The sequence below is a fragment of the Nonomuraea sp. NPDC001831 genome, from assembly GCF_042892035.1.
Lineage (GTDB): Bacteria > Actinomycetota > Actinomycetes > Streptosporangiales > Streptosporangiaceae > Nonomuraea.
This window is the reverse complement of sequence record NZ_JBIATU010000019.1, coordinates 52,516-77,988: the sequence shown is the minus strand read 5'-3', so window position 1 is coordinate 77,988 and position 25,473 is coordinate 52,516. Positions and strand designations below refer to the sequence as shown.

Annotated in this window: 26 protein-coding genes, 2 tRNA genes and 1 pseudogene; 12 read left to right on the top strand and 17 right to left on the bottom strand. The window is 71.7% G+C overall.

Going from position 1 to position 25,473, the window contains the following annotated elements:
* Positions 1 to 87 precede the first annotated feature (87 nt).
* From ACFYYW_RS41095 to ACFYYW_RS41085, 3 genes are read left to right on the top strand one after another with little or no spacing between them, the layout of a single operon-like run.
* Positions 88 to 405: an ArsR/SmtB family transcription factor gene (locus tag ACFYYW_RS41095; protein ID WP_387657885.1), complete on the top strand. Its 318-nt coding sequence runs from the start codon at positions 88 to 90 to the stop codon at positions 403 to 405.
* Positions 392 to 2,779 carry an ATP-dependent helicase HrpB gene (hrpB, locus tag ACFYYW_RS41090; protein WP_387657882.1) on the top strand — a complete coding sequence of 796 codons (2,388 nt, stop codon included), beginning with the start codon at positions 392 to 394 and terminating at the stop codon, positions 2,777 to 2,779. Before ACFYYW_RS41095 ends, hrpB begins: the two co-directional genes overlap by 14 nt.
* The gene (locus tag ACFYYW_RS41085) at positions 2,776 to 3,465 is read left to right on the top strand and encodes a hypothetical protein (protein WP_364413794.1); all 690 of its coding nucleotides are present in this window, start codon (positions 2,776 to 2,778) and stop codon (positions 3,463 to 3,465) included. Before hrpB ends, ACFYYW_RS41085 begins: the two co-directional genes overlap by 4 nt.
* A gap of 14 nt (positions 3,466 to 3,479) precedes the next feature.
* On the opposite strand, the gene ACFYYW_RS41080 is transcribed toward ACFYYW_RS41085, so the two are convergent.
* Positions 3,480 to 4,658, bottom strand: a complete 1,179-nt coding sequence (locus ACFYYW_RS41080) for a pyridoxal-phosphate dependent enzyme (protein WP_387657879.1) — start codon at positions 4,656 to 4,658, stop codon at positions 3,480 to 3,482.
* 57 nt (positions 4,659 to 4,715) lie between these two features.
* Between ACFYYW_RS41080 and ACFYYW_RS41075 the strand changes: the two genes are divergently transcribed.
* From ACFYYW_RS41075 to ACFYYW_RS41065, 3 genes are read left to right on the top strand one after another with little or no spacing between them, the layout of a single operon-like run.
* Positions 4,716 to 5,543 carry an SPFH domain-containing protein gene (locus ACFYYW_RS41075; RefSeq protein WP_364413790.1) on the top strand — a complete coding sequence of 276 codons (828 nt, stop codon included), beginning with the start codon at positions 4,716 to 4,718 and terminating at the stop codon, positions 5,541 to 5,543.
* Positions 5,536 to 5,709: a hypothetical protein gene (locus ACFYYW_RS41070; RefSeq protein WP_352321015.1), complete on the top strand. Its 174-nt coding sequence runs from the start codon at positions 5,536 to 5,538 to the stop codon at positions 5,707 to 5,709. The genes ACFYYW_RS41075 and ACFYYW_RS41070 overlap by 8 nt, the downstream gene beginning before the upstream one ends.
* Positions 5,710 to 5,728: 19 nt before the next feature.
* Positions 5,729 to 7,168 (top strand): amidase, encoded by a 1,440-nt coding sequence (locus ACFYYW_RS41065; protein WP_387657874.1) that lies wholly within the window; start codon positions 5,729 to 5,731, stop codon positions 7,166 to 7,168.
* Positions 7,169 to 7,234: 66 nt separating this feature from the next.
* Here the strand turns inward: ACFYYW_RS41065 and ACFYYW_RS41060 are convergent, their stop codons facing one another.
* The 4 genes from ACFYYW_RS41060 to ACFYYW_RS41045 form a co-directional block, all read right to left on the bottom strand.
* Complete coding sequence (locus tag ACFYYW_RS41060) at positions 7,235 to 8,080, bottom strand: aldehyde dehydrogenase family protein (RefSeq protein ID WP_352321012.1); 846 nt, start codon at positions 8,078 to 8,080, stop codon at positions 7,235 to 7,237.
* Positions 8,081 to 8,259: 179 nt separating this feature from the next.
* Positions 8,260 to 9,705, bottom strand: a complete 1,446-nt coding sequence (locus ACFYYW_RS41055; RefSeq protein WP_387657872.1) for an aldehyde dehydrogenase family protein — start codon at positions 9,703 to 9,705, stop codon at positions 8,260 to 8,262.
* A gap of 84 nt (positions 9,706 to 9,789) precedes the next feature.
* Positions 9,790 to 12,645, bottom strand: a complete 2,856-nt coding sequence (locus ACFYYW_RS41050) for an AAA family ATPase (protein WP_352321009.1) — start codon at positions 12,643 to 12,645, stop codon at positions 9,790 to 9,792.
* A 105-nt stretch (positions 12,646 to 12,750) separates the two neighbouring features.
* Complete coding sequence (locus ACFYYW_RS41045) at positions 12,751 to 12,897, bottom strand: hypothetical protein (RefSeq protein WP_352321007.1); 147 nt, start codon at positions 12,895 to 12,897, stop codon at positions 12,751 to 12,753.
* A gap of 209 nt (positions 12,898 to 13,106) precedes the next feature.
* Here ACFYYW_RS41045 and deoC point away from each other — a divergent pair, with 209 nt between their 5' ends.
* Entirely contained in the window at positions 13,107 to 14,036 is a 930-nt protein-coding gene (gene deoC / locus ACFYYW_RS41040) for a deoxyribose-phosphate aldolase (protein WP_352355741.1), read from the top strand.
* A gap of 29 nt (positions 14,037 to 14,065) precedes the next feature.
* The gene (locus ACFYYW_RS41035; protein ID WP_387657867.1) at positions 14,066 to 14,731 is read left to right on the top strand and encodes a hypothetical protein; all 666 of its coding nucleotides are present in this window, start codon (positions 14,066 to 14,068) and stop codon (positions 14,729 to 14,731) included.
* A 334-nt stretch (positions 14,732 to 15,065) separates the two neighbouring features.
* Here the strand turns inward: ACFYYW_RS41035 and ACFYYW_RS41030 are convergent, their stop codons facing one another.
* Positions 15,066 to 16,445, bottom strand: coding sequence for a hypothetical protein (locus tag ACFYYW_RS41030; RefSeq protein ID WP_387657864.1), 1,380 nt, complete (start codon positions 16,443 to 16,445; stop codon positions 15,066 to 15,068).
* A gap of 266 nt (positions 16,446 to 16,711) precedes the next feature.
* Here ACFYYW_RS41030 and ACFYYW_RS41025 point away from each other — a divergent pair.
* Positions 16,712 to 17,299: pseudogene (locus ACFYYW_RS41025) on the top strand (transposase); the annotation flags it as partial.
* Between the two features lie 19 nt (positions 17,300 to 17,318).
* Here ACFYYW_RS41025 and ACFYYW_RS41020 read toward each other — a convergent pair.
* The 8 genes from ACFYYW_RS41020 to ACFYYW_RS40985 all read right to left on the bottom strand — a co-directional run bounded on the left by ACFYYW_RS41020 (position 17,319) and on the right by ACFYYW_RS40985 (position 22,657).
* On the bottom strand, positions 17,319 to 17,885 hold the full coding sequence (locus tag ACFYYW_RS41020) for a TMEM165/GDT1 family protein (protein WP_352321001.1): 567 nt from the start codon (positions 17,883 to 17,885) through the stop codon (positions 17,319 to 17,321).
* 225 nt (positions 17,886 to 18,110) lie between these two features.
* Complete coding sequence (locus tag ACFYYW_RS41015; protein WP_387657860.1) at positions 18,111 to 19,211, bottom strand: UDP-N-acetylmuramate dehydrogenase; 1,101 nt, start codon at positions 19,209 to 19,211, stop codon at positions 18,111 to 18,113.
* A 159-nt stretch (positions 19,212 to 19,370) separates the two neighbouring features.
* The gene (locus tag ACFYYW_RS41010; RefSeq protein ID WP_387657857.1) at positions 19,371 to 20,276 is read right to left on the bottom strand and encodes a hypothetical protein; all 906 of its coding nucleotides are present in this window, start codon (positions 20,274 to 20,276) and stop codon (positions 19,371 to 19,373) included.
* A gap of 99 nt (positions 20,277 to 20,375) precedes the next feature.
* Complete coding sequence (locus tag ACFYYW_RS41005; protein WP_352320996.1) at positions 20,376 to 20,804, bottom strand: MaoC family dehydratase; 429 nt, start codon at positions 20,802 to 20,804, stop codon at positions 20,376 to 20,378.
* 1 nt (position 20,805) lies between these two features.
* Positions 20,806 to 21,255 carry a MaoC family dehydratase N-terminal domain-containing protein gene (locus ACFYYW_RS41000; RefSeq protein ID WP_352320994.1) on the bottom strand — a complete coding sequence of 150 codons (450 nt, stop codon included), beginning with the start codon at positions 21,253 to 21,255 and terminating at the stop codon, positions 20,806 to 20,808.
* 198 nt (positions 21,256 to 21,453) lie between these two features.
* Complete coding sequence (gene rpmG, locus ACFYYW_RS40995; RefSeq protein WP_019632658.1) at positions 21,454 to 21,618, bottom strand: 50S ribosomal protein L33; 165 nt, start codon at positions 21,616 to 21,618, stop codon at positions 21,454 to 21,456.
* A 71-nt stretch (positions 21,619 to 21,689) separates the two neighbouring features.
* Positions 21,690 to 21,763: transfer RNA gene (locus ACFYYW_RS40990), tRNA-Met, on the bottom strand.
* Between the two features lie 573 nt (positions 21,764 to 22,336).
* Positions 22,337 to 22,657 carry a hypothetical protein gene (locus tag ACFYYW_RS40985; protein ID WP_387657854.1) on the bottom strand — a complete coding sequence of 107 codons (321 nt, stop codon included), beginning with the start codon at positions 22,655 to 22,657 and terminating at the stop codon, positions 22,337 to 22,339.
* Between the two features lie 269 nt (positions 22,658 to 22,926).
* On the opposite strand from ACFYYW_RS40985, the gene ACFYYW_RS40980 reads away from it, so the two are divergent.
* Together ACFYYW_RS40980 and ACFYYW_RS40975 are read left to right on the top strand one after the other, a co-directional pair.
* A complete protein-coding gene (locus ACFYYW_RS40980) occupies positions 22,927 to 23,472 on the top strand; it encodes a hypothetical protein (RefSeq protein ID WP_387657851.1) in 546 nt (181 codons plus the stop codon).
* 279 nt (positions 23,473 to 23,751) lie between these two features.
* A complete protein-coding gene (locus ACFYYW_RS40975; protein ID WP_364326791.1) occupies positions 23,752 to 23,964 on the top strand; it encodes a hypothetical protein in 213 nt (70 codons plus the stop codon).
* 61 nt (positions 23,965 to 24,025) lie between these two features.
* Here the strand turns inward: ACFYYW_RS40975 and ACFYYW_RS40970 are convergent, their stop codons facing one another.
* The 3 genes from ACFYYW_RS40970 to ACFYYW_RS40960 all read right to left on the bottom strand — a co-directional run bounded on the left by ACFYYW_RS40970 (position 24,026) and on the right by ACFYYW_RS40960 (position 24,697).
* Positions 24,026 to 24,205, bottom strand: a complete 180-nt coding sequence (locus ACFYYW_RS40970) for a hypothetical protein (RefSeq protein ID WP_352320986.1) — start codon at positions 24,203 to 24,205, stop codon at positions 24,026 to 24,028.
* A gap of 148 nt (positions 24,206 to 24,353) precedes the next feature.
* Positions 24,354 to 24,426 (bottom strand) — tRNA-Thr (locus ACFYYW_RS40965).
* Positions 24,427 to 24,466: 40 nt separating this feature from the next.
* Positions 24,467 to 24,697 carry a transposase gene (locus ACFYYW_RS40960; RefSeq protein ID WP_352320984.1) on the bottom strand — a complete coding sequence of 77 codons (231 nt, stop codon included), beginning with the start codon at positions 24,695 to 24,697 and terminating at the stop codon, positions 24,467 to 24,469.
* A gap of 133 nt (positions 24,698 to 24,830) precedes the next feature.
* Between ACFYYW_RS40960 and ACFYYW_RS40955 the strand changes: the two genes are divergently transcribed.
* A complete protein-coding gene (locus ACFYYW_RS40955) occupies positions 24,831 to 25,466 on the top strand; it encodes a hemerythrin domain-containing protein (RefSeq protein WP_387657847.1) in 636 nt (211 codons plus the stop codon).
* Positions 25,467 to 25,473: the final 7 nt, after the last annotated feature.

The following is a 25,473-nucleotide window of genomic DNA, read 5'->3' as shown; positions in this document are numbered from 1 at the left end:
AACCTCCAGCCATTTAGTTGGACGGACATCAAACTGTCATTACAGTTGGATAGTTGTCAAACAATCAGAGCGAGGTAGGGTTCCACCATGCGCCTGCTACCGCACCCCGCGAAGGAGGACATCCAGCTCACCGAGGTCCTGCGTGCGCTCGCCGACCCCGTCCGGCTGGAGATCGTGGTCCGCCTGGCCACCCTGGGCGAGATGACGTGCACCGCCGCGGGCGACCATCTCGGCGTCCACAAGTCGACGGCGTCCCACCACTACCGCGCGCTGCGCGAGGCCGGCGTGATCGTCTCCAAGCAGGAGGGCCGGCTCAAGTACATCAGCCTGCGCCGCGGCGACCTCGACGAACGTTTCCCCGGCCTGCTCGACTCCGTGTTGTCGGCCTCACATGCCCCCGCCTGACCGGCTGCCGATCCACGACGCGCTCCCCGAGCTGCTCGCCACGCTGGAGCGCCACGGCACGGCGGTGCTCACCGCGCCGCCCGGCACGGGCAAGACCACGGTCGTGCCCCTGGCGCTGGCCGAGGCCGGGCTGCGGGTGCTGGTCGCCGAGCCCCGGCGGCTGGCCGTGCGCGCGGCGGCCCGGCGCATGGGCGTCAGCTACACGATCCGCGGCGAGCGGCACACCGGGGCGAACCCCATGGTCGAGGTGGTCACCACCGGCGTGCTGCTCCAGCGGCTCCAGCGCGACCAGGAGCTCGCCGGGGTCGACGCAGTCGTGCTCGACGAGTGCCACGAACGCCATCTCGACGCCGACACCGCCCTCGCGTTCCTGCTCGACGTGCGCGAGACCCTCCGTCCCGACCTGCGGCTGCTGGCCACGTCGGCCACCGCCGACGCGGCCCCCTGGTCACAGCTGATCGGCGGGCCCGTGGTGGCCGCCACGGGGACGGCCCATCCCGTGGAGACCGTGTGGGCGCCGCCGGAGCGTCCGGTCGCGCCGCCCCACGGCCTGCGCGTCGATCCGGCGCTGCTGTCGCACGTGGCCGCGGTCGTCCGGCGGGCCTGCGCCGAGCGTGACGGCGACGTGCTGTGCTTCCTGCCCGGCGTGGGGGAGATCGCCAGGGTCGCGGGGATGCTGGGCGGCCTCGACGTGCTCCAGGTGCACGGCCAGGCGCCGGCCCGCGTCCAGGACGCCGTCCTGTCGCCCGGGGCCGGCCGCCGGGTCGTGCTGGCCACGTCGGTGGCCGAGTCGAGCCTGACGGTGCCGGGCGTCCGCGTGGTGGTGGACTCGGGGCTGGCCCGGGAACCCCGTACCGACCACGCCAGGGGGCTCGGGTCGCTCACCACGGTCAGGGTCTCGAAGGCGTCCGCCGACCAGCGGGCCGGCCGCGCCGGGCGGGAGGCCCCCGGGGCCGTGTACCGCTGCTGGACGGCGGCCGAGCACGAACGCCTGGCCGACCACGCGCGGCCGGAGATCGCGCTCGCCGACCTGACCGGGTTCGCCCTCCAGGCGGCCTGCTGGGGCGACGCGGACGCGGCCGACCTCGCCCTCCTCGACCGGCCGCCGCCCGCCGCGATGGCGGCCGCCGTCCGCACCCTTGAGGCGCTGGGCGCGCTGGAGGCCGGCCGGGTGACCGGTCGCGGGCGGCGCATGGCGCTCGCGGGCGTGCACCCCCGCCTGGCCAGGGCCCTGCTCGACCTCGGCCCGCGGGCCGCCGAGGTGGTGGCGCTGCTGTCGGAGCAGCTGCCCAGGGACGCGGGCGACGACCTCGCGGAGGTCTGGCGCACGGCCCGCAGGGGCGGCACCGGCTTCGCGGCCCGCTGGCGCCAGGAGACCAGGCGCCTCGCCCGCGCCACCGGCCAGGAGTCGCAGGCGCGGGAGGTGGGTGACGACGCGCTGGCCGGGATGGCGGTGGCGCTGGCGTTCCCGGAACGGGTGGCGAGGCGGCGCGGCGGCGGCTATCTCATGGCGTCCGGCACGCAGGCCCAGCTCGCCGAGGGCTCCAGGCTGTCCACCGCGCCGTGGCTGGCGATCGCCGTCGCCGACCGGCCCACGGGCTCGGCCTCGGCCCGCGTGCGCCAGGCCGTGGTGATCGACGAGGAGATCGCCAGGCTGGCCCTGCCCGTCACGGTCGAGGAGGAGGTCGCCTGGCGGGTGCCGCCGGGCGAGCGGCGCGGCGACGTGTCGGCCCGCGTGGTCGAACGCCTGGGCGCGATCGAGCTGTCCGCCACGCCGCTCAAGGACGCCGACGTACGCCCCGCCATCCTGCACGGCCTGCGCACCGAAGACCTCCTGACCTGGACGAGGCAGGCCAAGGACCTCAAGGACCGCCTGACCTTCGCCCACCGCGCGATCGGCCCCCCGTGGCCCCCCACCGACGACCTGATCGCCCTGGCCGACCAGTGGCTGGAGCCGGAGCTGTCCAGGGCCCGCCGCCGGGCCGACGTCGAGCGCATCGACGTGGCCGCCGCCCTGCGCCGCCTGATCCCGTGGAGCGAACGCCTGGAGAACGTGGCCCCCGAACGCGTCGAGGTGCCCAGCGGCTCGCAGATCAGGATCGACTACTCCGGCGAGCAGCCGGTGCTGGCGGTGAAGCTGCAGGAGCTGTTCGGCTGGCAGGAGACGCCGCGGATCGCCGGCGTCCCCCTGCTGGTCCACCTGCTGTCCCCGGCGGGCCGTCCGGTGGCGGTGACGGCCGACCTGGCCTCGTTCTGGCGCGAGGGCTACCGGTCCGTACGGGCCGAGATGCGGGGCCGCTACCCTAAGCACCCATGGCCGGAGGACCCGCTCACCGCGCCGCCGACCCGCCGCGTCAACCGGAGCAGACCTTGATCGATGAAGCCGTCCGCGACAACGCCGCCTGGTGCGACACGATGTGCCGGGCGCACGGCCGTCCCGGCGTCTTCGGGCCGCTCGCCTGGACCAACCCGGCCAGGACGCCCGTCCTGTACCCCGACGCCGTCACGCTCTCCCCCGACGCCGGGCCGGCCGACGTGCTCGGCCACATCGACGCGGGCTCGGGCGCCTCGGTCAAGGACAGCTTCGGCACGCTCGACCTGCCGGGCTTCGACGTGCTGTTCACCGCCCAGTGGATCGCCCGGCCCGCTCCGGACGCGCCCCGGCGTCCCCTCCGGGCGGCCACCGGCGACCCCGTCGTGTGGGAGGTGGCCGCCGACCCCAGGGCGCTGGAGGAGTGGGCGCAGGCGTGCTTCTCCGGCGGCGCGCCCGGCCTGTTCCCGCCCGCGCTGCTCGACGAGCCGCAGGTGCGGCTGGTGTGCGGCCGCATCGGGGCCGACGTGGTCTGCGGCGCGGCGCTCAACGCGAGCGGCACGGTGACGGGCGTCTCGAACGTCTTCGCCTCGGGCTGCGACGAGTCCGCCGCCTGGGAGGGCACGGTGGCGATGGCGGCCGAGCTGTTCCCCGGCCGTCCGCTGGTCGGCTACGAGAGCGACCCGTCGGCCGCACTCGCCCACGGCTTCACCACCCTCGGTCCCCTCCGCATCCTGCTCAAGCCCTGACAGACCGGGCGCGGTCAGTCCGTCAGGTCGGCCACCGTCAAACCGGTGCGGACCGGATGGGTCGCCTCGCCCACCCCCATGTCCTTGAACCCGCTCGACGTGCCGACGCACACCACCGGCCCGTCGAAGTCCCGGCGCAGCTTCCGGTAGCCCGCCAGGCCCGCCGCCCCCGACAGCTCCTGCCAGACGCCCTGCCGCGCCAGGTCCCGCTGGGCGGCGCGCATCTCGTCGTCCGTCACGAGCAGCGCCTCGCCGCCGCTGTCGCGCACCGCCAGCACGCCCCGGTGGCCGCCGACCGACCCCGCGATCCCGTAGGCGCGGCTGGCCCCCAGCTCGACGACCGCCGCGGGTGAGCCCTCGGCCAGGGCTCGCGCGTTGGGGCCGCCCACGGCCGGCTCGCAGGAGAACATCCGCGGCACGTCCCCGGACAGCCCGAGCAGCCGCAGCTCGGTGAAGCCCTTCCACATCCCGAACAGCAGCTCGGCGTACCCGGTGGGCGCGAAGACCGCCGCGGGCGCCCGCCGGAGCTGCAGGAACAGCTCGTACGCGATCGTCTTGTACCCCTCGGGGCCGAACGGGTGGCCGGTGTGGGTCACGGTCTGGTTGCTGACCGGGTGGTAGCCCAGCCGGTCCACGACCTCCCGCAGCAGCGGCCACCGCTCCTCCGCCGGCACGGAGAACACCTTCGCCCCGTACGCCCGCACGAACGCCTGCACGCCGGCCGGCGAGTCCGCCGAGGCCAGCACGATGGCCGGCAGCCCGGCGCGGGCGGCGTACGCGGCGGCCGAGGCGCCGTGGTTGCCGGACGAGGCCACCACCACCCCGGCCGCCCCCTCCGCCAGGGCCGCGCTGACCGCCACCCGGTTCAGCCGGTCCTTGTGCGACCAGGTCGGGTTCTGGGACTCGTCCTTGACGTAGATCCCGTCGAACTCCAGCAGCGGCGTCCCGCCCTCCCCCAGCGTCGGCGCCTCCAGGGACGGCAGCAGCGGCGACCACCGCGCGATGTCCGGCCCCGGCTCCTGGTCGAACAGACCCTTGTCCAGGCGCGTGTAGTCGTAGACGACCTCGACCGGATAGGCCAGCTCGGCGGTGCTGGTGCGCGGGCAGCCCCTCGTGAGCGGCGGGGACAGCGGGAACTCGATCGAAGGGTCACCCAGCGAGCGCTGGCGGATGGCAAGTGAAGATCCGTTCACGCGCATGGAGTTTATATGGCTATCATGGTGATATCACTTCGATAGCAAGGAGTCGCGATGGAACGTCGTGCTTTCCGGGTCAACGGATTCCTCGTCCTGCTTGTCCTCCTCCTGCTGGGCGGCGCGGCGCTGGTCTCGATCGAGACGCTCGGCATAGCCTGGATCGTGCTCTTCGCGCTCGTGGCCTCCGGCTTCACCGTGGTCAACCCCAACGAGGCCAAGGTCGTGCAGTTCCTCGGCCGCTACGTCGGCACGGTCAACGTGGCGGGGCTGCAGTGGGTCACGCCGTTCACCACCAAGCGCCGCATCAGCCTCCGGGTGCGCAACTTCGAGACCGCCAAGCTCAAGGTCAACGACGCCGACGGCAACCCGGTCGAGATCGCCGCGGTGGTGGTCTACAAGGTCACCGACACGGCCAAGGCCGCCTTCTCCGTCGACGACTACGAGGAGTACATCGCGATCCAGTCCGAGGCCGCCGTGCGCCACCTCGCGACCACCCACCCGTACGACTCGCACGAGCCCGAGCGCACCAGCCTGCGCGACGGCGCCGAGGTCGCCGGCGAGCTGACCGCCGAGCTGCGCGAGCGCACCGAGCTGGCCGGGATCGAGATCCTGGAGGCCCGCATCACCCACCTGGCCTACGCGCCGGAGATCGCCCAGGCCATGCTGGTGCGCCAGCAGGCCAGCCAGGTGGTGGCCGCCCGCACCAGGATCGTCGAGGGCGCGGTCGGCATGGTCCAGCTCGCGCTCGACCGGCTGGCCGCCGAGGGGGTCGTGGAGCTCGACGAGGAGCGCAAGGCCCAGATGGTCTCCAACCTCCTGGTCGTCCTGTGCGGCGACCGGGCGACCCAGCCGGTGGTGAACGCCGGCAGTCTGTATGCCTGAGCGCAAGAAGCTCCTGCTCCGCCTCGACCCGGCCGTCTACGACGCCATCGCCAAGTGGGCGGCCGACGACCTGCGCAGCATCAACGCGCAGATCGAGTTCGCGCTGCGGCTGGCGTTGAAGGAGGCCGGGCGGGAGCCCGGCAGGGGCTCTCGCAAGGAAGAGTGAAAACCTGCACACTCTAGACATGTTGTGGGCAGGCAGGACCGCCATCGAGATCGCGGCGGCCGTCCGGCGCGGCGACGTCACGGCCACGACCGTCGTGGCGGAGCACCTTCGCCGCATCTCCGAGCGGGATTCCCGGGTGGGCGCCTTCCGGCTGGTCAGGAAGCAGGCGATGGACGAGGCGCGGGCCGTGGGCGACCGCCGCGACCTCGCCGACCTGCCGCTCGCCGGGGTTCCGGTGGCGGTCAAGGACAACCTGGAGGTGGCCGGCGAGCCCACCCGCGGCGGCTCGGCGGCCACGTCCGGCGCACCCGCCCGGGAGGACCATCCGGCCGTGGCCCGCCTGCGCGCGGCGGGCGCGGTGATCGTCGGGCTGACCAACCTGCCGGAGCTGGGGCTGGTCGGCTTCGGCGACAGCCCGTACGGCGTCGTGCGCAACCCCTGGAACCTCGCCCGCACCGCCGGCGGCTCGTCGTCGGGCAGCGCGGCGGCGGTGGCGGCCGGGATGGTGCCGATCGCGCTCGGCAACGACGGCATGGGGTCGCTGCGCATCCCGGGCGCCTGCTGCGGCGTGCTGGCCGTCAAGCCGGGCACGGGCCTGGTCCCGCCGCCCGCCGACGACTGGGACGGGCTCACCGAGAACGGCCCGCTCGCCACGACCGCGGCCGACCTGTCGCTCGTGCTGTCCGTCCTGGCCGCCGACCCGGCGCTGGCCGAGGCGTGGCGTACCGGCCACCGGGTCGAGCCGAAGCCGCGCATGCTGCGCTCGGTCTGGGCCGACGACGAAGAGGTGTGGGAGCCGCAACCGCCGCAGGACAGCCCCGAGCCGTTCGACCTGCGGGTGGCCTACGCCCCCCAGCCGCTGCCGCCGGGCCTGCCCGTGGACCGGGAGTTCCAGGCGGCGGTGCGAGCGGCCGCCGAGACGTTGCGGCACGCCGGGCACACCGTGGTCGAGCACCCGCACCGCCTGCCCGCCTGGCTCGGCCCCGCCGGGGTGGCCACCTGGCTCGGCCGGGCCGCCGCCGCCGTCGACGGCCTCGATCCGCACGCGCTGGAACGGCGTACCCGCGCGCTGGCCCGCGCCGGCCGCGCGCTCACCAGGATCGGCCTGGACGGCCGGCGCGGCCGCGAACGCTGGAGCGGCTACGGCGCCGACACCTGGTTCGGCGACGCCGACGTGATGATCACGCCGGCGCTCGCCGCCCTGCCGCCGCGCGCCGACCGCTGGGGCGGGCGCGGCCTGCTGCCCAACCTGCTGGCCAACGTCAGGTACGCGCCCACCACGGCTGCGTGGAACCTGTGCGGCTGGCCCGCGATGGCCGTGCCGGTCGCCACGCACTCCAGCGCGCTGCCGATCGGCGTGCAGCTCGTGGCGCCGCCGGGCGGCGAGCCGCACCTGCTGGCCCTGGCCGCCCAGCTCCAGGCGGCCCACCCGCCGCTACGCCCGCCCGGCTTCTCCTAGACGCCCTGCTTGTCCGGACCGCCTGTCTCTCCTGGACGCCCAGCTTGTCCGGACCGCCTGTTCCTCCTAGACGCCGGCCGGGTGCCAGACGGTCTTGGTCTCCAGGAACCGGGTCATCCGCCCGAGCCCCGGATCGGCCGTCCAGTCCTCGCGCACGGGACGCAGCACGCGCTTGAGGTTCTCTGCCGCCTCCTGCTCGCAGCGCAGCGCCAGGTCGGCGTCCTCGACCCCGGTGAGGTCGAGCGCGTTGACGTCCATGTGCGCGGCCAGCCAGGGCGCCAGCTCGGCCTGCTGACCGGTCAGGATGTTGACCACCCCGCCCGGCAGGTCGGACGTGGCCAGCACCTCGGCCAGCGTGATCGAGGCGAGCGGCGAGGGCTCGGAGGCGACCACGACGCACGTGTTGCCGGTGACGATCACCGGCGCCACCACGGACACCAGCCCGAGCAGCGGATCGGCGGGCGCCACCACGGCCACGACCCCGGTCGGCTCCGGCGAGGACAGGTTGAAGTACGGCCCCGCGACCGGGTTCGCCGACCCGCGCACCGCCGTGATCTTGTCGGACCAGCCCGCGTACCAGACCAGCCGGTCGACCGCCGCGTCCACCGACTCAAGGGCGGCCTTCTTGCCCAGGCCCAGCTCCTCGGCGAACTGCCCGCGCCGCCCCTCCAGCATCTCGGCGACGCGGTAGAGGATCTGCCCCCGGTTGTAGGGGGTCGCGCCGGACCAGCCGGGGAACGCCTTGCGCGCGGCCACCACGGCGTCGCGCGCGTCCTTGCGCGAGGCGCGCGAGGCGTTGGCGAGGAAGTCGCCCTTGGGCGAGGTCACGGGATAGGACCTCCCACTCTCCGAGCGCGGGAAGGCCCCGCCGATGTACAGCTTGTAGGTCTTTCTGACGGACAACCTACTCATCGCCCCGACCTCTCCACGTGGACTCCTGCGACGTCTGGACCGGGGCGAACACCTGGCCGCACCTGCTGACGCCGCAGCGGTGGGCGTACCAGCCGACGCGTACGGGCCGGCCGGCGCGGGCGAAGGCGTGCCCGCGGGTGGCCTGGGCACGCCGCCCGGACCGCCCGGAACGGCGATGATCACACGTCAAGGTAGGCCTCCAGCCCGGCGAGCCCGCCCTCACGGCCGTACCCCGACTCCTTGTAGCCGCCGAACGGCGAGGTGGGGTCGAACTTGTTGAACGTGTTGGCCCAGACGACCCCGGCCCGCAGCCGGTCGGCCATCCACAGGATGCGCGAGCCCTTCTCGGTCCAGACCCCGGCCGACAGCCCGTACGGGGTGTTGTTGGCCTTCTCCACGGCCTCGGCCGGGGTGCGGAAGGTCAGCACGGACAGCACCGGCCCGAAGATCTCCTCCCGGGCGATCCGGTGGGACTGGGCGACCCCGGTGAACAGGGTGGGCGGGAACCAGTAGCCGCGGTCGGGCAGCTCGCACGCGGGCGACCAGCGCTCGGCGCCCTCGTCGGCCCCGGCCTCGGACAGCTCGCGGATCTTGGCCAGCTGCTCGGCCGAGTTGATCGCGCCGATGTCGGTGTTCTTGTCCAGCGGGTCGCCGAGCCGCAGCGTGCCGAGCCGCCGCTTCAGCGCCTCCAGCAGCTCGTCGTGGACGGACTCCTGCACCAGCAGCCGGGAGCCCGCGCAGCAGACGTGGCCCTGGTTGAAGAAGATGCCGTTGACGATGCCCTCGACCGCCTGGTCGACGGCGGCGTCCTCGAACACGATGTTCGCGGCCTTGCCGCCGAGCTCCAGCGTGAGCTTCTTGTCGGTGCCCGCGACCGCGCGGGCGATGATCCGGCCGACCTCGGTCGAGCCGGTGAAGGCCACCTTGTTCACGTCGGGGTGGGCCACCAGGGCGGCGCCGGTGTCGCCCGCGCCGGTCACGATGTTGACCACGCCGGGCGGCAGCTCGGCCTGCCGGCAGATCTCCGCGAACAGCAGCGCGGTCAGGGGGGTCGTCTCGGCGGGCTTGAGCACCACCGTGTTGCCGCAGGCCAGCGCGGGAGCGATCTTCCAGGCCAGCATGAGCAGCGGGAAGTTCCACGGGATGACCTGCCCGGCCACGCCGAGCGGCTTGGTGCCACTGTGCCCGTCTGTCGTCCTCCGGCCGAACCCGGCGTAGGCCAGCTTGTCGGCCCAGCCCGCGTAGTAGAAGAAGTGGGCCGCGACCAGCGGCAGGTCGACGTCGCGCGACTCGCGGATGGGCTTGCCGTTGTCGAGGGACTCCAGGACGGCCAGCTCGCGGGCCCGCTCCTGGATCAGGCGCGCGATGCGGAACAGGTACTTGGCCCGCTCGGCGCCCGGCAGGGCGCTCCACACGCCGAACGCCTTGCGCGCCGCCTGCACGGCCCGGTCGACGTCGTCGGAGGAGGCCGAGGCGACTTCCGCCAGCTTCTCCTCCGTCGCCGGGTTGACCGTCTTGAAGGGGGAGCCGGAGCCGTCCACGAACTCACCGTTGATGAACAACCCGTACGACGGCTTGAGATCGACAATGTCGCGCGACTCTGGCGCGGGTGCGTAGTCGAACATCGCCGTCACGCCAGGGTGAGGTATAGGGACATCACCTTGCCAGCGTAGACGGTCGGTCCGAGTGCTCAGAGGGGCCCGGAGCTCCTAGGACAGGAGTGACAGCCGATGCGCCGCCGCGGCGGCCTCTCCGCGCGTGGTGACACCCAGCTTGGCCAGGATGTTCGAGACGTGCACACTGACGGTTTTCGCCGAGATGAACAGTTCGGCGGCGATGTCGCGGTTGGTGCGTCCCTGGGTCACCAGGCGCAGCACCTCCAGCTCACGCGGCGTCAGCAGCTCCGACGGCGTCTCCTGGGCCTGCGGGCCGCCGCCCACGCGGCGCGACAGCGCCTCGATCTCCTCGGCGAGCGGGGTGGCGCGCAGCGCGGCGGCGAGCGGGCGCGCCTGCCGGAGCCGGGACGCCGCGCCCTCCCTGTCACCGCTCCTGGCCGCGACGCCGGCCGCCCGCAGCAGGGCCTTGGCCTGGTTGTGCGGCCGCATCAGCCGCTCCCACGCCGCCGCAGAGGCGTCGAAGTCACCGCTGTAGGACAGCCGGTACGCCTCCGCCACCGGCCCGCTGATCGTCAGCTCGGCCGCCACCTCCGCGGCGTGCGCCCGTACCGCGGCGGTCCGGCCGGGTTCGAGGTCCTCCGCCGCGTCGCAGACCGTGCGCAGCAGGGAGAGCAGCCGCCAGCCCAGCATGGCCTTGCTCGGCAGCCTGGGATGCGACAGCGCCCGCTCGGCCACGGCCAGCGCCGCCCACGGCTCGCCCTTGAGCAGGTGCCAGCCGATGTGCAGGCGCGCGTTGCTGATCACGTCCTGGACGAAGTCCTCGGGACGGTCCTTGAGCACGCCGATCTCCGACAGGATGCCCTCGACGTGCTGCAGGTCGCCCCTGGCCAGCCCGATGTCGGCGCGCACGCGCAGCAGCGCGTACTGGGTGCGCAGGACGGGCCCGTAGTTGAGCGCGCTGTCCACGAGGTCGAGCGCCTCGTCCCAGCGGCCGAGCGACTCCAGCGCCTCGGCCCAGTTGTTGAGGATGAACAGCCCGCTGCCGCGCAGCCTGCCGTACTTCTTGGCGTACTCCCAGCCCTGCTCCGACAGGCGCAGGGCCTCCTCGGCGCGGCCCATGTCGATGAGGGAGTCGATGTTGTTGCCGATCGCCCTGATGATGATGCGGCCCGAGCTCTCGGTCTTGCCGAGCGCCATCGCCTGCTCGTTGACGGCGATGACCTGCTCCAGCTCGCCTCTGAGCGAGTGGCCGAGCGCCAGGTTCATCAGCAGGTCGCCTTCGAGGCACTTGTCGCCGGACCGCCTGACCAGGTCGAGGCCCTCGTGGATCAGCTCCTCGCCCTCGGCGATCTGGCCGCGGAGCATGAGCTGCCTGCTCAGCGGCATGACGACCTCCGCGCGCACCGGGCCCGGCTCGGGCACCAGCCGCAGCGCGTGCCGGAGCAGCTCGATCACGCCCATCTGGCCCTTGGACGCCTTGAACGACGCCTGCCGCACGATGAGCTGGGCCACCCGGCCCGGCTCCTCGGTCTCGTCCAGCTCGGCGAGGGCGGCCTTGACGAACTTCACGCCCTTGTCCACCTCGCCGCCGGCGTTCGCGGCCTCGGAGGCGCGTTCGAGCACGGCGGTGTGGTCGACGCCGATGCGCCGGGCGGCGTCGGGGACCCGGTCCCAGAGCATGAGCACGCGTTCCAGCAGCGGCACGGCCTCGGTGTAGGCGTACGCCTTGAACGACTTCTGCGCGGCCTCCCAGGCCGAGACCAGGGCCCAGAGGTCGTTGCGGGCGCCGTACCAGTGGTGGGCCAGCTCGACGGCGGCCCGGCCGGGCGGGACGAGCGAGCGGTCCTTGGAGATCTCCTCGGCGTACCGGGAGTGCAGGCGCTGGTGCTCGCCCGGCAGCAGCTCCTCGTGCACGGCCTCCTGGATCAGCGCGTGCCGGAAGACGTAGGCGCGGTTGTCGGCGATCTGCAGCACGTTCCCGGCGATGGCGGGACGCAGCGCCGCCTCCAGCTCGATCTCGGACAGACCGCTGACGGCGGCCAGCAGCGCGTGGCCGACCCGGTTGCCGCCGGCCGCGGCCATGCGCAGGACGCGCTGGGTGTCCTCGGGCAGCCGTTCGACGGCGCTGAGGATGAGGTCCTGCATGGACTCGGGGAACGTGCAGTCCTCGCCGCCGTCGAGCAGCGCCTCCACGAACAGCGGAATGCCCTCGCTGCGTTCGTAGACTTTCTGGACCTTCACGTATTCCGGCGCGGCGCCGAGGATGCCGGCCATCTGCGCGGCCACCTCGTCGCGCGACAGCCGGGGCAGGTCGAGGCGGTGGACGCCGTTCACCCGGCCGAGCTCGGCCAGCACGGGGCGGAGCGGATGTTGCCGGTGCAGGTCGTCGGAGCGGTAGGTCATGACGATGAGCACCTGCGGGGCGTGCAGGTTGCGGCTGAGGAACGCGATCAGGTCGCGGCTGGAGCGGTCGGCCCAGTGGATGTCCTCGATGACGAGGACCGTGGGGCGGCTGTCCGCGAGGCGTTCGAGAAGGGTGAGGAACTGCTCGAAGAGCCGGGCGCGGCCCGTTTCCGTCTCCCCGTCGCCGCTGGGCTCGCCGAACTCCGGCAGCAGCCTGGCCAGGTCCCGCTGGGCGCCTTCGGGCAGCAGCGCGGCCACCGCGGCGGGGCCCTGCTCCCTGACGAGCTGCCTGAGCGCGGCGGTGAAGGGCGCGTAGGCAAGGCCCTCGGCCGACAGCTCCACACAGCCGCCGACCAGCACCTGCGCGCCGTCGGCCACGCAGGACTCGGCGAAGCGCTGCACGAGCCGGCTCTTGCCGACCCCGGCCTCCCCGCCCATGAGCACGGCCGTCACCGTGCCCTTACGTGCCTCGTCGAAGCTCTCTGCGAGAGCGGCGAGCTCCTCCGCCCGCCCGACGAAGACGGGACTCACCGAACGTCCCAGCATGTCGTTCAGCATGCCATGCCCTATCAATCAGTTTCGACGGGGTTTAGGGGGGTGCAGAGGCCCGGCCGCCACAACTGATGACGCGGCCGGGCTCTCTGGGGGCGGTCATGACGAACGGCGCTTGCCGAAGACCGAGCGACGCTCGGCCTTGTTTCCCTTCATCGCCTCGCGTACTCGGCGGTGCTCGGCGGCGGCCCGCCGGAGCTCGCTGGCGTGGGACTTCATGAGCTCGTACTCGAGTTCGGGGTTCACGGTGTTCTCCTGAACATTTGCTGCTTTTTCCTGACATCTTCAATGTTCGGCCTAAGGCCCGGCCCGCCACATCAGGTGGATGTCCTATCTGCGGGCGTACGCGGGGCCGGACATACCTAGGGCAGCGCCCGCCCCGCCTTAGGCGGCGTTGCCGTCCGTCCGGTTTGGAGGTAGTGGCCCTGGTCGGCGATGCTGTGAAGGTGTCAACTGTGACTACCTCGCTCGCGGACGTCGCCTCGTCCCACGCGACGCTGCGCGCCTTCCTGCACGGCCTTCCCGGAGTCGACCGGGTGGGCGCCGACCAGCGGGCGGCCATGCTCGGCACCCGTTCCATCAAGACCACGGCCAAGGCCCAGGCCATCGACCTGGCCATCTCCATGGTCGACCTGACGACGCTCGAAGGCGCCGACACGGCGGGCAAGGTGCGGGCCATGTGCACCAAGGCCGTGCACCCGGGCGGGGGCGCCCCCAAGGTGGCGGCGGTCTGCGTCTATCCCGACATGGTGGAGGTGGCCGTCCGGGCGGTGGCCGGTTCGGGGGTCAAGGTGGCCTCGGTCGCCACCGCGTTCCCCAGCGGGCGTTCCTCGCTGGAGGTCAAGGTGAGCGACACGGCGCTGGCCGTGGCCGCGGGCGCCGACGAGATCGACATGGTGATCGACCGCGGCGCGTTCCTGTCCGGCGACTACATGAAGGTCCACGACGAGATCGTCGCGGTCAAGGCCGCCTGCGGCGCCGCGCACCTGAAGGTGATCCTGGAGACGGGCGAGCTGGCGACCTACGACAACGTGCGCCGGGCGTCCTGGCTGGCCATGATCGCGGGCGCCGACTTCATCAAGACCTCCACCGGCAAGGTGTCACCGGCGGCCACGCTGCCGGTCACCCTGATCATGCTGGAGGCGGTGCGCGACTTCCGCGACACCACCGGCCGCCAGGTGGGCGTGAAGCCGGCCGGCGGCATCCGCACGACCAAGGACGCCATCAAGAACCTGGTGCTGGTCAACGAGACGGCCGGCGACGACTGGCTGTCCCCCGACTGGTTCAGGCTGGGCGCGTCCTCGCTGCTCAACGACCTGCTCATGCAGCGCCAGAAGCTCGCCACCGGCCGGTACGCGGGCCCCGACTACTTCACCCTCGACTGACGGCGACCGCCCTCGGGCGGCTCTACGAGGTGTTCGGAGCCGTCGCGAGGCCCGCGAGCGTGCCCGGCTGCCCCCACTGCGTCGAGCCGGGCGAGCAGGCGTGCCTGCTGTCCGGCCCGGTCTCGGCGATCGAGGCCGGCTCGCTGGCCCGTTACGCGGCCAAGGCGCTCACCACGTGGGGAGACGTCCCCGCCTTCCGCTACTTCCTGCCGCGCCTGCTCGAATGCGCGGCGGCCGACGCGTTCTCCTACCCCGACCCGGAGATCGTCCTCGGCAAGCTCACCGTCGCCGGCTGGCATGGCTGGCCGGGCGGCGAACGCGCGGCCGTCACCGCGTTCCTGCACGCATGGTGGCTCGACACGCTGCGCCGCCATCCCTCCCGCCCGCCGGCGGACACGGTGTTGTGCGCCGTCGCCGCCACCGGCGTCGACCTGACGCCCTTCCTCGACGCCTGGGCCGCGCTGGAGAGCGAGGCGGCGATCGCCCACCTGCGCGACTTCGTCACCGACGGCCTGTCGGGGCGGCGGCTGACCAACGCCTTCTGGGATCGCGGCGCCCCCGCCCACGCCCAGGTCCTCGCCTGGCTCGGCGACGGGCCCGCGGCCCGGGCGGTGGAGGCCGCCTTCGCCCGGGAGAGCCGCGAGCCGGTGCTCGGCCTGCTCGCCGACGTCCACGGACGGCTGCCGCGCTCCTAGAGCCTGTACGGAGTTCGGCCCTCCAGGCTGGCCGGAGGCTTCAGATCCGGCCCGTCGCGGTGCACGGCCGAGAGCACGGCTGGATGGCGCACGGACGCCAGGCCCCCTCCGGTGGAGACCGCGGTGCGTTTCGGGACAGGCCGGTGCGTCGGTACGAGCTCGACGGACCCGCCCGTGCTCACGTTCGAGCGGAGCCACGATCTGTTCGGTGACGGTTCGCTGGTGCTCGTCGACCTGTCCGGCACACCCCCGGCAGCGTGGGGTGCTGCTGCGTACGCCGGAGGGGCCGGTCCTCATGACCGGCCTCCGCAGGACGGAGGTCCGGCCCGTCTTGTCAGCTGACCGGCAGATTCGTCGGAGTCAGGACGAGCAGCCGCAGTTCGTTCGGCTTCAGCGACAAGGTCTGGCTCGTGTACCCACCGCCTCTGCGCGGCTCGATGACGAACTGTTCGACCGGCTTGAGAGTGTCGGTGTCGCTGTCGGCGCCGATCTTGTACCGGGTGACGAGCACGTTGTTCTTCCAGAACTTCTGGGGAAGCGACGAAATGACGATCTTGGAGTCATAGGTCGTCTGATGCGTCCACTGGTAGTTCCACGTCATGACGGCGAACGTGTCGTCGTCGGCGGCCGCCAGACCGTAGACCCCGATGCCCTTGTCGCTGAGCTGGTCCGAGGTCGCGCGATACCGGGTGTCCGGGAGCATCGACTGCATGAGCATCATGTTGTAGTAGGGGCGCGGCACGCCGGTGAACCTGTCGGCGAACAGGTCCTTGCGGTCGTTGTCCGGGTGATCGATGGTCCAGTGGTACGGCGTGACCGACTTCTGCCCCAGGTAGTAGTAGGACAGCGACGCCAACGCCGCGGCCTGGATGTGCAGATCCGCCGACATGCCCAGGCTGGAGGTACGGTCGCGGGGGAAGACGCCGATCTCACTGACCATGGCGGGCACCTTCGGCAGCCCCCGGGCGGCCAGCATGGAGTCGAGCTGGGCGCGCTCGGTCGAGACGACGGCGGGATTCTCCTTCAGCGTCTGCCACTTGTCCGGGTCGCTGGAGGTGTCGATCAGGTACTGGTGGTAACTGATGAAGTCCAGCCGCTTCTCCGGGTCGGTGTCGGCGGCATAGAGGTCGAGGAACTTCCCGATCCGGTAGGTGGTGAAGATGTCAGTCGTCGGGCCGCCGATCTTGAGCTTCGGGCCGGGCAGGTTCATCGCGTTGACCGCGTTCACCACCTGGTAGGTGAACTTGTACATCGGGTAGTAGGCCGCGATGTCGGCCTGTTCGTTCTCCGACTCCAGATAGGTGATGCTCGGGAAGCGCCGCTTGTAGTCGGCGAGCATGTCGCGTTGCGCGGCGAACAGCTCGGCTCGGGTGAAGGTGCCCTTGGTGACCAGCGGGTCGTAGTCGGAGCGCCAGTTGAGCAGGAGCTCGTCCGAGCGCGACGCGTACGCTTCGAGGTAGTCGTACCACTTGGAATACTGCGGCGTCCGTGTGGTGACGTCGTACGCCTGGTTGAACTCCAGCCACACGCGGGTCTGGGTGAGACCGAGCTTGGCGAGGGCCGCGTTCGTCGCGGCGCCGTACTTCCAGCTGTTCGGCGCCGCGCTCAACTGCCGGCCGGGAGGGAACGGGAAGGGGCCCTCGGAGGACACGAGCCAGCCCGTACGCACGGTGTTCGGCACCGGGGCCGCCGTCGTGGCGGCGCTGGGGCTCACGGCACTCCGCGAGCCATAACCCGCGCCTGAGGTCAAGGCGATCGCGCCGATCGCCAACACCATTGATGCGACCGTCAGACGACGGTGTGACAGACGGCTCACGGCACCACTTTCAGCAACGAACGAACAAGATCAATTGGGCTGCGAGCATACCGTCATCCGATGCCTGTCGATCACGCTTCCACGACCGGCGCCAGAGCCCGTACGGAGTTGGGATCAGCGGGATTGCCTGCGGTACGGCCAGGGGCCCTGGTAGGCCATCGACCATGGCGCGTGGGGATCTCACCGACGAAGAACGGTCCTTGATCGAGCCTCACTCACCGTTGGGTGAGCGGGGTCCGATCCCGGATCTGCGGCGGCTGTTCGACGCGGTGATGTGGCGGTTCCGTCCCGGCAGCCCGTGGCGTGACCTGCCGGAGGAGTACGGGCCATGGTTCACCGCCTGCGGCCGGTTCCGCACCTGGGCGCGGGACGGCGTGTTCGAGCAGTTGACGCAGGCGATGATCGCCGAGGCCGCAGCCCGGGGACAGGCCGACCTCGACCTGGCCGGCGTCGACTCCACCACTGCCCGCGTCCACCATCGTGCCGCCGGGGCGGGTTGACCCGCAAGGTGCATCTGGCGGCCGATGGTCGATGCCGTCCGCGCACCCGGGCGGGCGCGGTGGCCGCAGAGAAGGCGTACTCTTCTCGCGGCAACCGCGCCTGCCTGCGTAGACGCGGGATCAAGGCGGTCATCCCGGAGAAGGCCGACCAGGCGGCCCATCGCCAAGAAGCGCGGATCTGCCGGCGGCCGGCCGGCCACCCATGATCCCGATCTGTACAAGCAGCGCAACACGCCCGAACACGCCTGGAGATCCGAACTCCGTACGGGCTCTAGATGAGCGCCTCGACCAGCAGGATGACGCCGAACACCGCGAACGCGGCGGCGGCGCCGTACCGGATGACCTTCTCGGGGAGGTGCTTGCCGAGCAGGCGGCCCACCAGGATGGCCAGGGCGTCGGCGGCGACCATGCCCACGGTCGAGCCGATCCACGTGCCGACCCAGCCGTGCTGCGTGGCCAGGGTGATCGTGGCGAGCATCGTCTTGTCGCCCAGCTCGCTCAGGAAGAACGCCACGGTCACCGCGACCAGGACGTTCCTGGTCGTCTTGCGGGCCTTGTCCTCTTCCTCCTCGGTCAGCTCGTCGCCCCGCAACGTCCACAGGGCGAACCCGAGGAAGGCGATGCCGGCCACGATCGAGATGGCCGTCGTCGGCAGCGCCTTCCCGACCAGCCCGCCCACGGCCACGCTCAGCAGGTGCACGACGGTGGTGGCGATGGTGATGCCCGCGAGCACGGGCCAGGGCTTGAAACGGGTGGCGAACGTCATCGCCATGAGCTGGCTCTTGTCACCGAGCTCGGCCACGAAAATGACCGCGAGACTGATCCAGAACGCTTCCAACCGGTCCTCTTTCCCGCGACCAGACCGGAAGCAGGCACCCGGGGGATCTTCGGGCACGACTTTCGGCCCGGCAGCGTCTTTGTCCATGACTGCCAGGCCGAAGGTCTCGTCCGCCCGTCAAGGCCCGTGTGACCGGGCGCGATCACGCGCCAGTATGTCGATCACACGATTGGGACTACTCCCCTTCGGAATTACCAACACACCATAACAGCCCACGTGAAGCCGTCATTCCGCCGGCTGTTCCCCCGGCTCGGACACCGGTTCCGCCCCCGGCTCGGCCCCCGGCTCGGCCGCCAGTGTGCAGCCGACCAGCACCGGCTCGTTGACCAGCGTCACGCCGAACTTCTCCCGCACCCCGTCGCGCACCTCCGCGGCCAGCGCCAGCAGGTCGGCCGTGGAGGCGGCGCCCGCAGGGTTGGTGAGGGCCAGCGTGTGCTTGGTCGAGATGCGCACCGGGCCGCGCTCGTAGCCCTTGGGGAAGCCCGCCTGCTCGATCAGCCAGGCGGCCGGCACCTTGACGCGGCCGTCGGGCAGGTCCCAGCGGGGGTGGCCGGGAGCACGTCCGGCCAGCTCGGCGGCCTCCTCGGCGGTCAGGATCGGGTTGGTGAAGAACGAGCCCGCGCTGCGGCTGTCGGGGTCGGCCGCCGGGTCGAAGACCATGCCCTTGCCCCGCCGCAACCCCAGGACGGCCTCGCGGGCCGGCCCGAGGGGCACGCGGCCGCCGAGCTCCACCCCGAGCCGCCCGGCCAGCTCCTGGTAGGCCACCGGGCCGGACAAGTCCGACACGTCCAATGCGTACGTCACGGCGAGCACCACGTGCCGCGACAGGTCCCGCTTGAACGCGCTGTCGCGGTAGGAGAACCCGCACTGACGCGCCTCCAGGTCGACCACCTGCCGGGTGAGCCGGTCGTAGGCCCGCACGCACCTGATGGTCTGCGCCACCTCCTGGCCGTACGCGCCGACGTTCTGGATCGGCGTCGAGCCCACCAGGCCCGGGATGCCGGACATGCACTCGATGCCGGACCACCCCTCGGCCACGGCCCGCTCGACCAGCGGATCCCAGTCCTGGCCGGCCTCGACCGTGAGCAGCACCTGCTCGCCGTCCCTGGAGACCGTCACGCCCTCGGTGGCCACCTTGACGACCAGGCCGTCGAAGCCTTCGTCGCCGATCACCACGTTGCTGCCGCCGCCGAGCACCAGGGTCGGCACGCCGTTCATGTCGGCCTCGGCGACGAGGGACACGAGCTGCTCCGCCGTGACCGCCTCGGCGAAGTCGCGGGCGGGGCCGCCCAGGCCCAGGGTGGTGTGCGACGCGAGCATCTCCATGGCCACCAAGCTTATGAGCCCCCCAGCCCCCACGACACCGTCCCGAACCCCCTGCGGCTCCCACAACCGCAACCGCCCCGCACCCGAACCGCCACCCGCCCACCCGTGCACGCGCCCGCGCCGACGCCGCCGAGCGGTTCCCGGGGGGCGAGGGCGGGGTCAGCTGTGGAGGGGCTGGTCGCTGCGGTGGGTGGAGTCGAGCCGGCGGACCGGGAGCGGGCCCTCGGGCACCACCAGGCCGCCTTCCAGCGCGTGCGAGAACTCCCGGTCGGCCTCCTCGCCGCGCTCCGCGCCCTCGGGGAAGGCCCCCAGCGCCGCCGCCCTGCGCACCGCCATCAGGTCGCAGCGCAACGCCCCCACCCTGCCGGGCTCCTCGGCCTCGGCCGCCTGCCAGCCCGCCGCCACCGCCCCTTCCACGATGGCCGCCACCAGCGGCGTCAAGGCGTCCCCCGTCAGCGCGAGGGAGGTCTCCATCAGCACGTGCACCTCGGACTCGTCCAGCCGCAACAGCTTGGTACGGCTCTCGCCCCACCCCGCCGTGCCCCCGGCCGCCCGCGAGGTCTCGGCGACGTGCCACACCACGATCCGCTCCGGGTGCCGTTCGGCCAGCTCGTCCAGGACGTCTCCCGCGCCGTCGACGTTCCCCAGGTCGAGGGCGAGGATCCGGGCGTGCGTGTGCTCGATCACCGACTGGACGCACTCCAGCACGTCCCCGGGCCGGCCGTCCACCAGCAGCCCGGCGGAGACCGTCACGTCCTTGGTCTCGACGCGCTGGCGCTCGGTGTTGACGCCCAGGTCGTCCATGCGGTTCGTGGCGAGGGTGCCGTCCCAGACGCGCTGGGCGTGCAGCATCGTGTCGTCCGGGTCGCCGTGCTGGCCGGGGTCGCCGGAGAAGCCCAGCGCGGCGGCGGGGTTCCCGTGCGCGCCCGCGCCCCTGGGCCGGGCGCGGCCCGTGCCGACGCCGGTGGCCGAACCGCCCGTGGTGTCCCGTCCGGTGCCGCTGCTGCCCCCCACCTGCTCAGGGGACGCCGGACGCAGGTGAGCGGGAGGCTTGGCATCGGTCACGGACGACACGGGGATGGAACGGACGGTGGGCCAGACCTGTCGCGCAACTTCACTCATAACAACACGGGCTACCCGCGACCCGCCCGACATATCACGGGATCAGGAGAGCTGTACCACCGCACGCGCCTTCGACAGGACCTTCGCGTCGCCCGCCTTGGCCGTCAGCCCGACGACCACCCGCTTGTCCTCCAGCTTCTCCTCGACGACCCCGCTCACCGAGATCGTCGCGCCCTGGTCGTCGTCCGGCACGATCACCATCGACGAGAACCGCACGCCGAAGTCCAGCACGGCGCCCGGATCGCCCGCCCAGTCCGTGACGAACCGGCCGGCCTGGGCCATCGTGAACATGCCGTGCGCGATCACGTCGGGCAGCCCGACCGTCCGGGCGAAGCGCTCGTTCCAGTGGATCTGGTTGAAGTCGCCGGAGGCGCCGGCGTACATGACCAGGTTCAGCCGCCGGACGTTGTAGCCCACGGCCGGGAGCTCCTGCCCGACCTCGACCTCGTCGTACCTCACCGTGGCCGCCATCTCAGCCCGCCCCTCCGCGCTCGACGATCGTGTTGTAGGTCGTGCAGACCGGCTCTCCGGCGACCGTCGTCACGTCGCTCCTGATCGTCAGCAGCTCGTTGCGTCCGGCGCTCCTGATGTCGGTGATCGTCGCGGTGGTGACCAGCTCGTCACCCGCGCAGACGGGCCTGACGTACTCGAACCGCTGCTCGCCGTGGACCACCATCGCGAGGTTCAGGCCCAGCTCGGGGTCGACCAGCGCCTCGCCGCCCGCCTGCAGGCTGAACACGATGGGGAACGTGGGCGGCGCGATCACGTCGGGGTATCCGGCGGCCCTGGCGGCCTCCCTGTCGCGGTAGACCGGGTTGTTGTCGCCGATCGCCGCCGCGAACTCCTTGATCTTCACCCGGCTGACCTCGTACGGGGCGGCGGATGGATAGGTCCTGCCCACGAAGTCACGGTTCAAGGCCATCAGTGCTCCCTCGGATGTCTTCAACGAGCGCTGCTGAGCCAGACGGTAACAGAACAAGGTTCGGCTGTCGCCGCTCATGGCGTGCTTTTTGCCGGGGCCCGGGTCAGCGCCTAGAAAGACGCCTCAAAGCAGGGAGAACACGACAAACCGGCGCCCCGTCCGGGACGCCGGTTGTGCGATATGGAGGCAGAAGTACCGCTAGCGGGTTTCGCGGTGCGCGCGGTGGCAGCGGCAGTTCGGGCAGTACTTCTTCAGCTCAAGCCGATCCGGGTCGTTGCGCCGGTTCTTCCGCGTGATGTAGTTGCGGTGCTTGCACTCCTGGCAGGCCAGCGTGATCTTCGGCCTAACGTCGGTGGCAGCCACTTGGGAGTGCCTTTCTACGTTCGGGACATGGACACACCCGTACCCAGGCCGACCGACCTGGGATTGGGTAGTAGCGGAGGCCGGACTTGAACCGGCGACACAACGATTATGAGCCGTTTGCTCTGCCTGACTGAGCTACTCCGCCTTGGCCGGAAACTCCCGGCCCGTAGAGGATACCCGAAGCTGGGAGCACATTAGTAACTCACCTGATCGGGTGGGGTGCTACCAGTATGCCCCAGGAACCTCCGACAACCGAAATCCGATCATGCCACCTGGGTCTCGCCTGGGGAATCACCCGCGGAGGCCACCGCCACACTAGCAGCCCCCCTTTACCGACGCGAACCTCCGGACCAGGCACGCAGCGACGAACGCACACCCGCTGCGCCCGTCCCCGCGGTGGTCCGAAGGGCTCCCTGGCGGCCGCCGGCGACGCCCGTCCGTACGGCGAACGGGCGTGCCCCCGGCGAACGCCGGCGGCGCGCCTCCACGCGGTGGGCGGACCCGCGCGGATGAGGGAGGGGTGTCCACGGCGGACGCCGACGCAGCGACGGAGGGACCCGCAGCGGACGCCTGCGCCCACCCGAAGGTGCCGCGCAGCCGATGCCGGCGCAGTGACGAAGTGGGCAGAGCGGTCAACCCGGGGTGGGCGACCCCAGGGTGGGCGTGAGGGGGCGCGGCGGCCCCCCGTGCGACCGCACAGGGGGGCTGGAGCGGGGGGTTACGACTGGCGTTCGTCCACGCCTACGGCGCCGACGCCGCTGCCCCAGCTTGCGCATTTGCCCTCCGACCTGCCCGAGGCGCCGGGCCCGAGCGTGATCCACGGGCCGACGACGTCCGGGCTCCAGCCGCACGTGATCACGGCCCGGTAGACCCAGGTCTGGCCGGTCGGGTTGTAGCAGTCGGCGCGGCCGACGTAGCCGTCCTCCGGGGCCCGGCCGCTGTTGCACTGGAGGCTGCCGGCCGAGGCGGGGGCGGACGGGATGACAAGCCCGGAAAGGACCGCGGCGACACCGGCGGCGAGTGCCAGTTTCCTGTTCATGTCGTCTTCCTCTTCTGCTCGTTCTGCTTGAGCGGCTCGTTCTGCTTGAGCGGCTCGTTCTGCTTGAGCTGCTCGGGGTTTCGGCGCTGGTGTGCGCTCGATTGCCAGGAAAGCGACCGGGCGCCGGTGTCCAACAGCAGGGCGGACAGACTCGTCCGGAGTCGTCCACGCGCGAGCCCGACTCGGACGTCCCGAAATCCCTCCGGACACGTACGGTCATCGTTCGTACACTGGCGGGCAGGAAGAAGGCCGGGTCGGGGAGAGGGGCGATGGGCGAGGACCAGGAAGGCGCGGGACCCGGCGTGGAGTCGGTGAGCTGTCACGAGGGCCTGGTGAGGCTGCTCGCCGAGCAGTTCGCGCGGGCGGACGTGTCGTTGCGGGAGCTCCAGGCGCGGGCGGACACGGCGGGCGGCCCCCGGCTTCCCCAGGCGACCTGTGCGGACATGCTGGCCGGACGGCGGTTTCCGAACAAGGCGGTGATGGTGTCGTTCCTGCTGGCTTGCGGGGTGCCCGAGCATCGGGTGCCGGAGTGGGAGCGGGCCTGGGAGCGCGTGCGGACCAATCGCATGCCCCCGTCCGGCTTCCAGCTCACCCGGACGGCGCTGTCCCTCGGCGTTCCGCCCTTCGAGCATTCCGGGGTTCTCGACGTCGCCTCCGTCCATCCGCACGCCGATCCCCTCGGGGGCCTGCCTCGGCCGGGCGCCGCGCCTCCTGCGGCGCTGAACCAGCCGGACACCGTGCCCGTCGCCGGCCCCACCGCGCCTGGCCCGCCGCCCCTTCCACCAGCGGCGCTCTCCCCGCCGACGGGCCCCTGACCAGGCCCCCCAGTCGCAGACCCCCTGGCCGACGCAATTCCGGCCGAGAGTCCCCCATCCGACGCGCGTCCGATGACTCGCCGCCGGGACGCCGACATCTCCGTGCAGCAGGGAACGCCGCCGCCGGCGAGCTCGCTTAACCCCACTACGCCGGGCAAGCGAAAGCTCCGGACGCTTCCCCGCGTCCGGAGCTTTCGGGTGTGGGCAACCAACCCTCACCGGCCTCCTGCCCGACGGTCCACATTCTATGCTTTTGTCCGTTTTGCGTAGAGTTGTGGCGTGACACGCTGGCACGGCCCCCGCGGCATCCTCGTCGAGGTCATCACGCTCGGCGCGAGGCAGCGCATCAAGGTCACCCAGACCGTGAACGGCCGCCGCTACCTCCTCGGCTACTACGGCACCATCGCCCAGATCGTCCACCACGTGGACCTCGCCGACCTGGTCGAGGTGATCGACCTCCCCGCCTTCGCGTCCCGCAAGGCCAGAACGTGAGCAACCGCACGACACGAAAAAGCCGCCCTCCCGCACGGGAAGAGCGGCTCGCCCGCAGGACCTACAGGTCCTTGCACCACATCCATTTGCCGTCGATCAGGCATTTGTGCCAGCCGTCGTTGGCCGGGTTCCACGCGTAGGCGGGACTGCTCGCCACGCTGATCGTCAGCACGGTCGAGACGGAGAGCAGGATCAGAGCCAGCGCCCGGCGTACACCACGGGCCGCGAACATGTTTCTCATGACCGTCATGGAACACGCCCGCCCTTGGAGCCTTCTTGGGGCCGACTGAAGCTCCACGACAAGCGCCGCCCAACCCGCACAACCCGCACAACGAAAAACGCCCGGCTCCAAGTCACCTTGGCCGGGCGTCATATCCGCTCATTACAAGAGCCCCCAAACGGAATCGAACCGTTGACCTTCTCCTTACCATGGAGACGCTCTGCCGACTGAGCTATAGGGGCCTGTCCGCTCGCTGCGGACAGGTGTAACCATACACGGCACTCAGCCATGATGCGAACTCGTACGGGCCTCCACCGCGCCGCCGGATCCGCGGCGCGCGGCGAGATCGACCACCTCGCACAGATCGGCCAGGTCGACGAGCGCGGCCACCTCCGCCACCGAACGGCAGTCGGCGACCAGCCACCCGTTCCTGCGCACCCGCAGCACCTGCCGGCCCGCCCGCATCGCCGGCACGACCTCGACGCCGTCGAGGCCGACCCATCGCCTGTCCATAGCGGCACACCCTAGCCGCCGGGTCTCTCAATTTCCGTCCGCCACAGGCGTTACCGCCATGCCAAGTCGGCACCAAGAGGTGTCTAAGAGCGGCGTCCCACTCTGGTGCCAAACAGACAGAAGGAGCACCGAAATGGCACCCAACATGCTCGGATTCCGCATCACGCACCGGGCCATGCGCGGCGACACCCGCCGTCTGGCCGAGGTGATGAGCGCGATCGCCGCCGGCGAGCAGCGGGCCGGACAGGAGCGGCTGCGGGCGATCGCGACGTTCACCGCCAAGCTCTGCGCGGGCATCCACCACCATCACCAGGCCGAGGACAACGTGTTGTGGCCGGTCATCGTGCGCTCGGCGGGCGCGGAGGTGGACCTGAGCGACCTCACCGACGACCACGCGGCGCTCGACCCGCTGCTGGAGGAGATCACGACGGCCGCGGCCCAGCTCGGCTCCGACGGGCAGGCGGCCCGGCGGATGGCCAAGTCCTTGGCCGCGCTCGCCGACCTGCTGGACGAGCACATCGAGGAGGAGGAGCGGCTGATCTTCCCGGTCGTCGCCAAGTACGTCTCGGAGGCGGACTGGCAGAAGGTCGAGACCGAGGTCAGGAAGGGCGGGGACGCCCGGTTCGACCTGCCGAGGATCGCCCAGTACGCGCAGCCGGAGGAGCTGGCCGAGCTGCGGCGCCTGGCCGGGCCGGTGCTCGTGGTGCTGCTCGCGCTCATGGGCCGCGGCCACCGGCGCCGCCAGAGCCTGATCTTCGGCACGCCGTGAGCCCTCA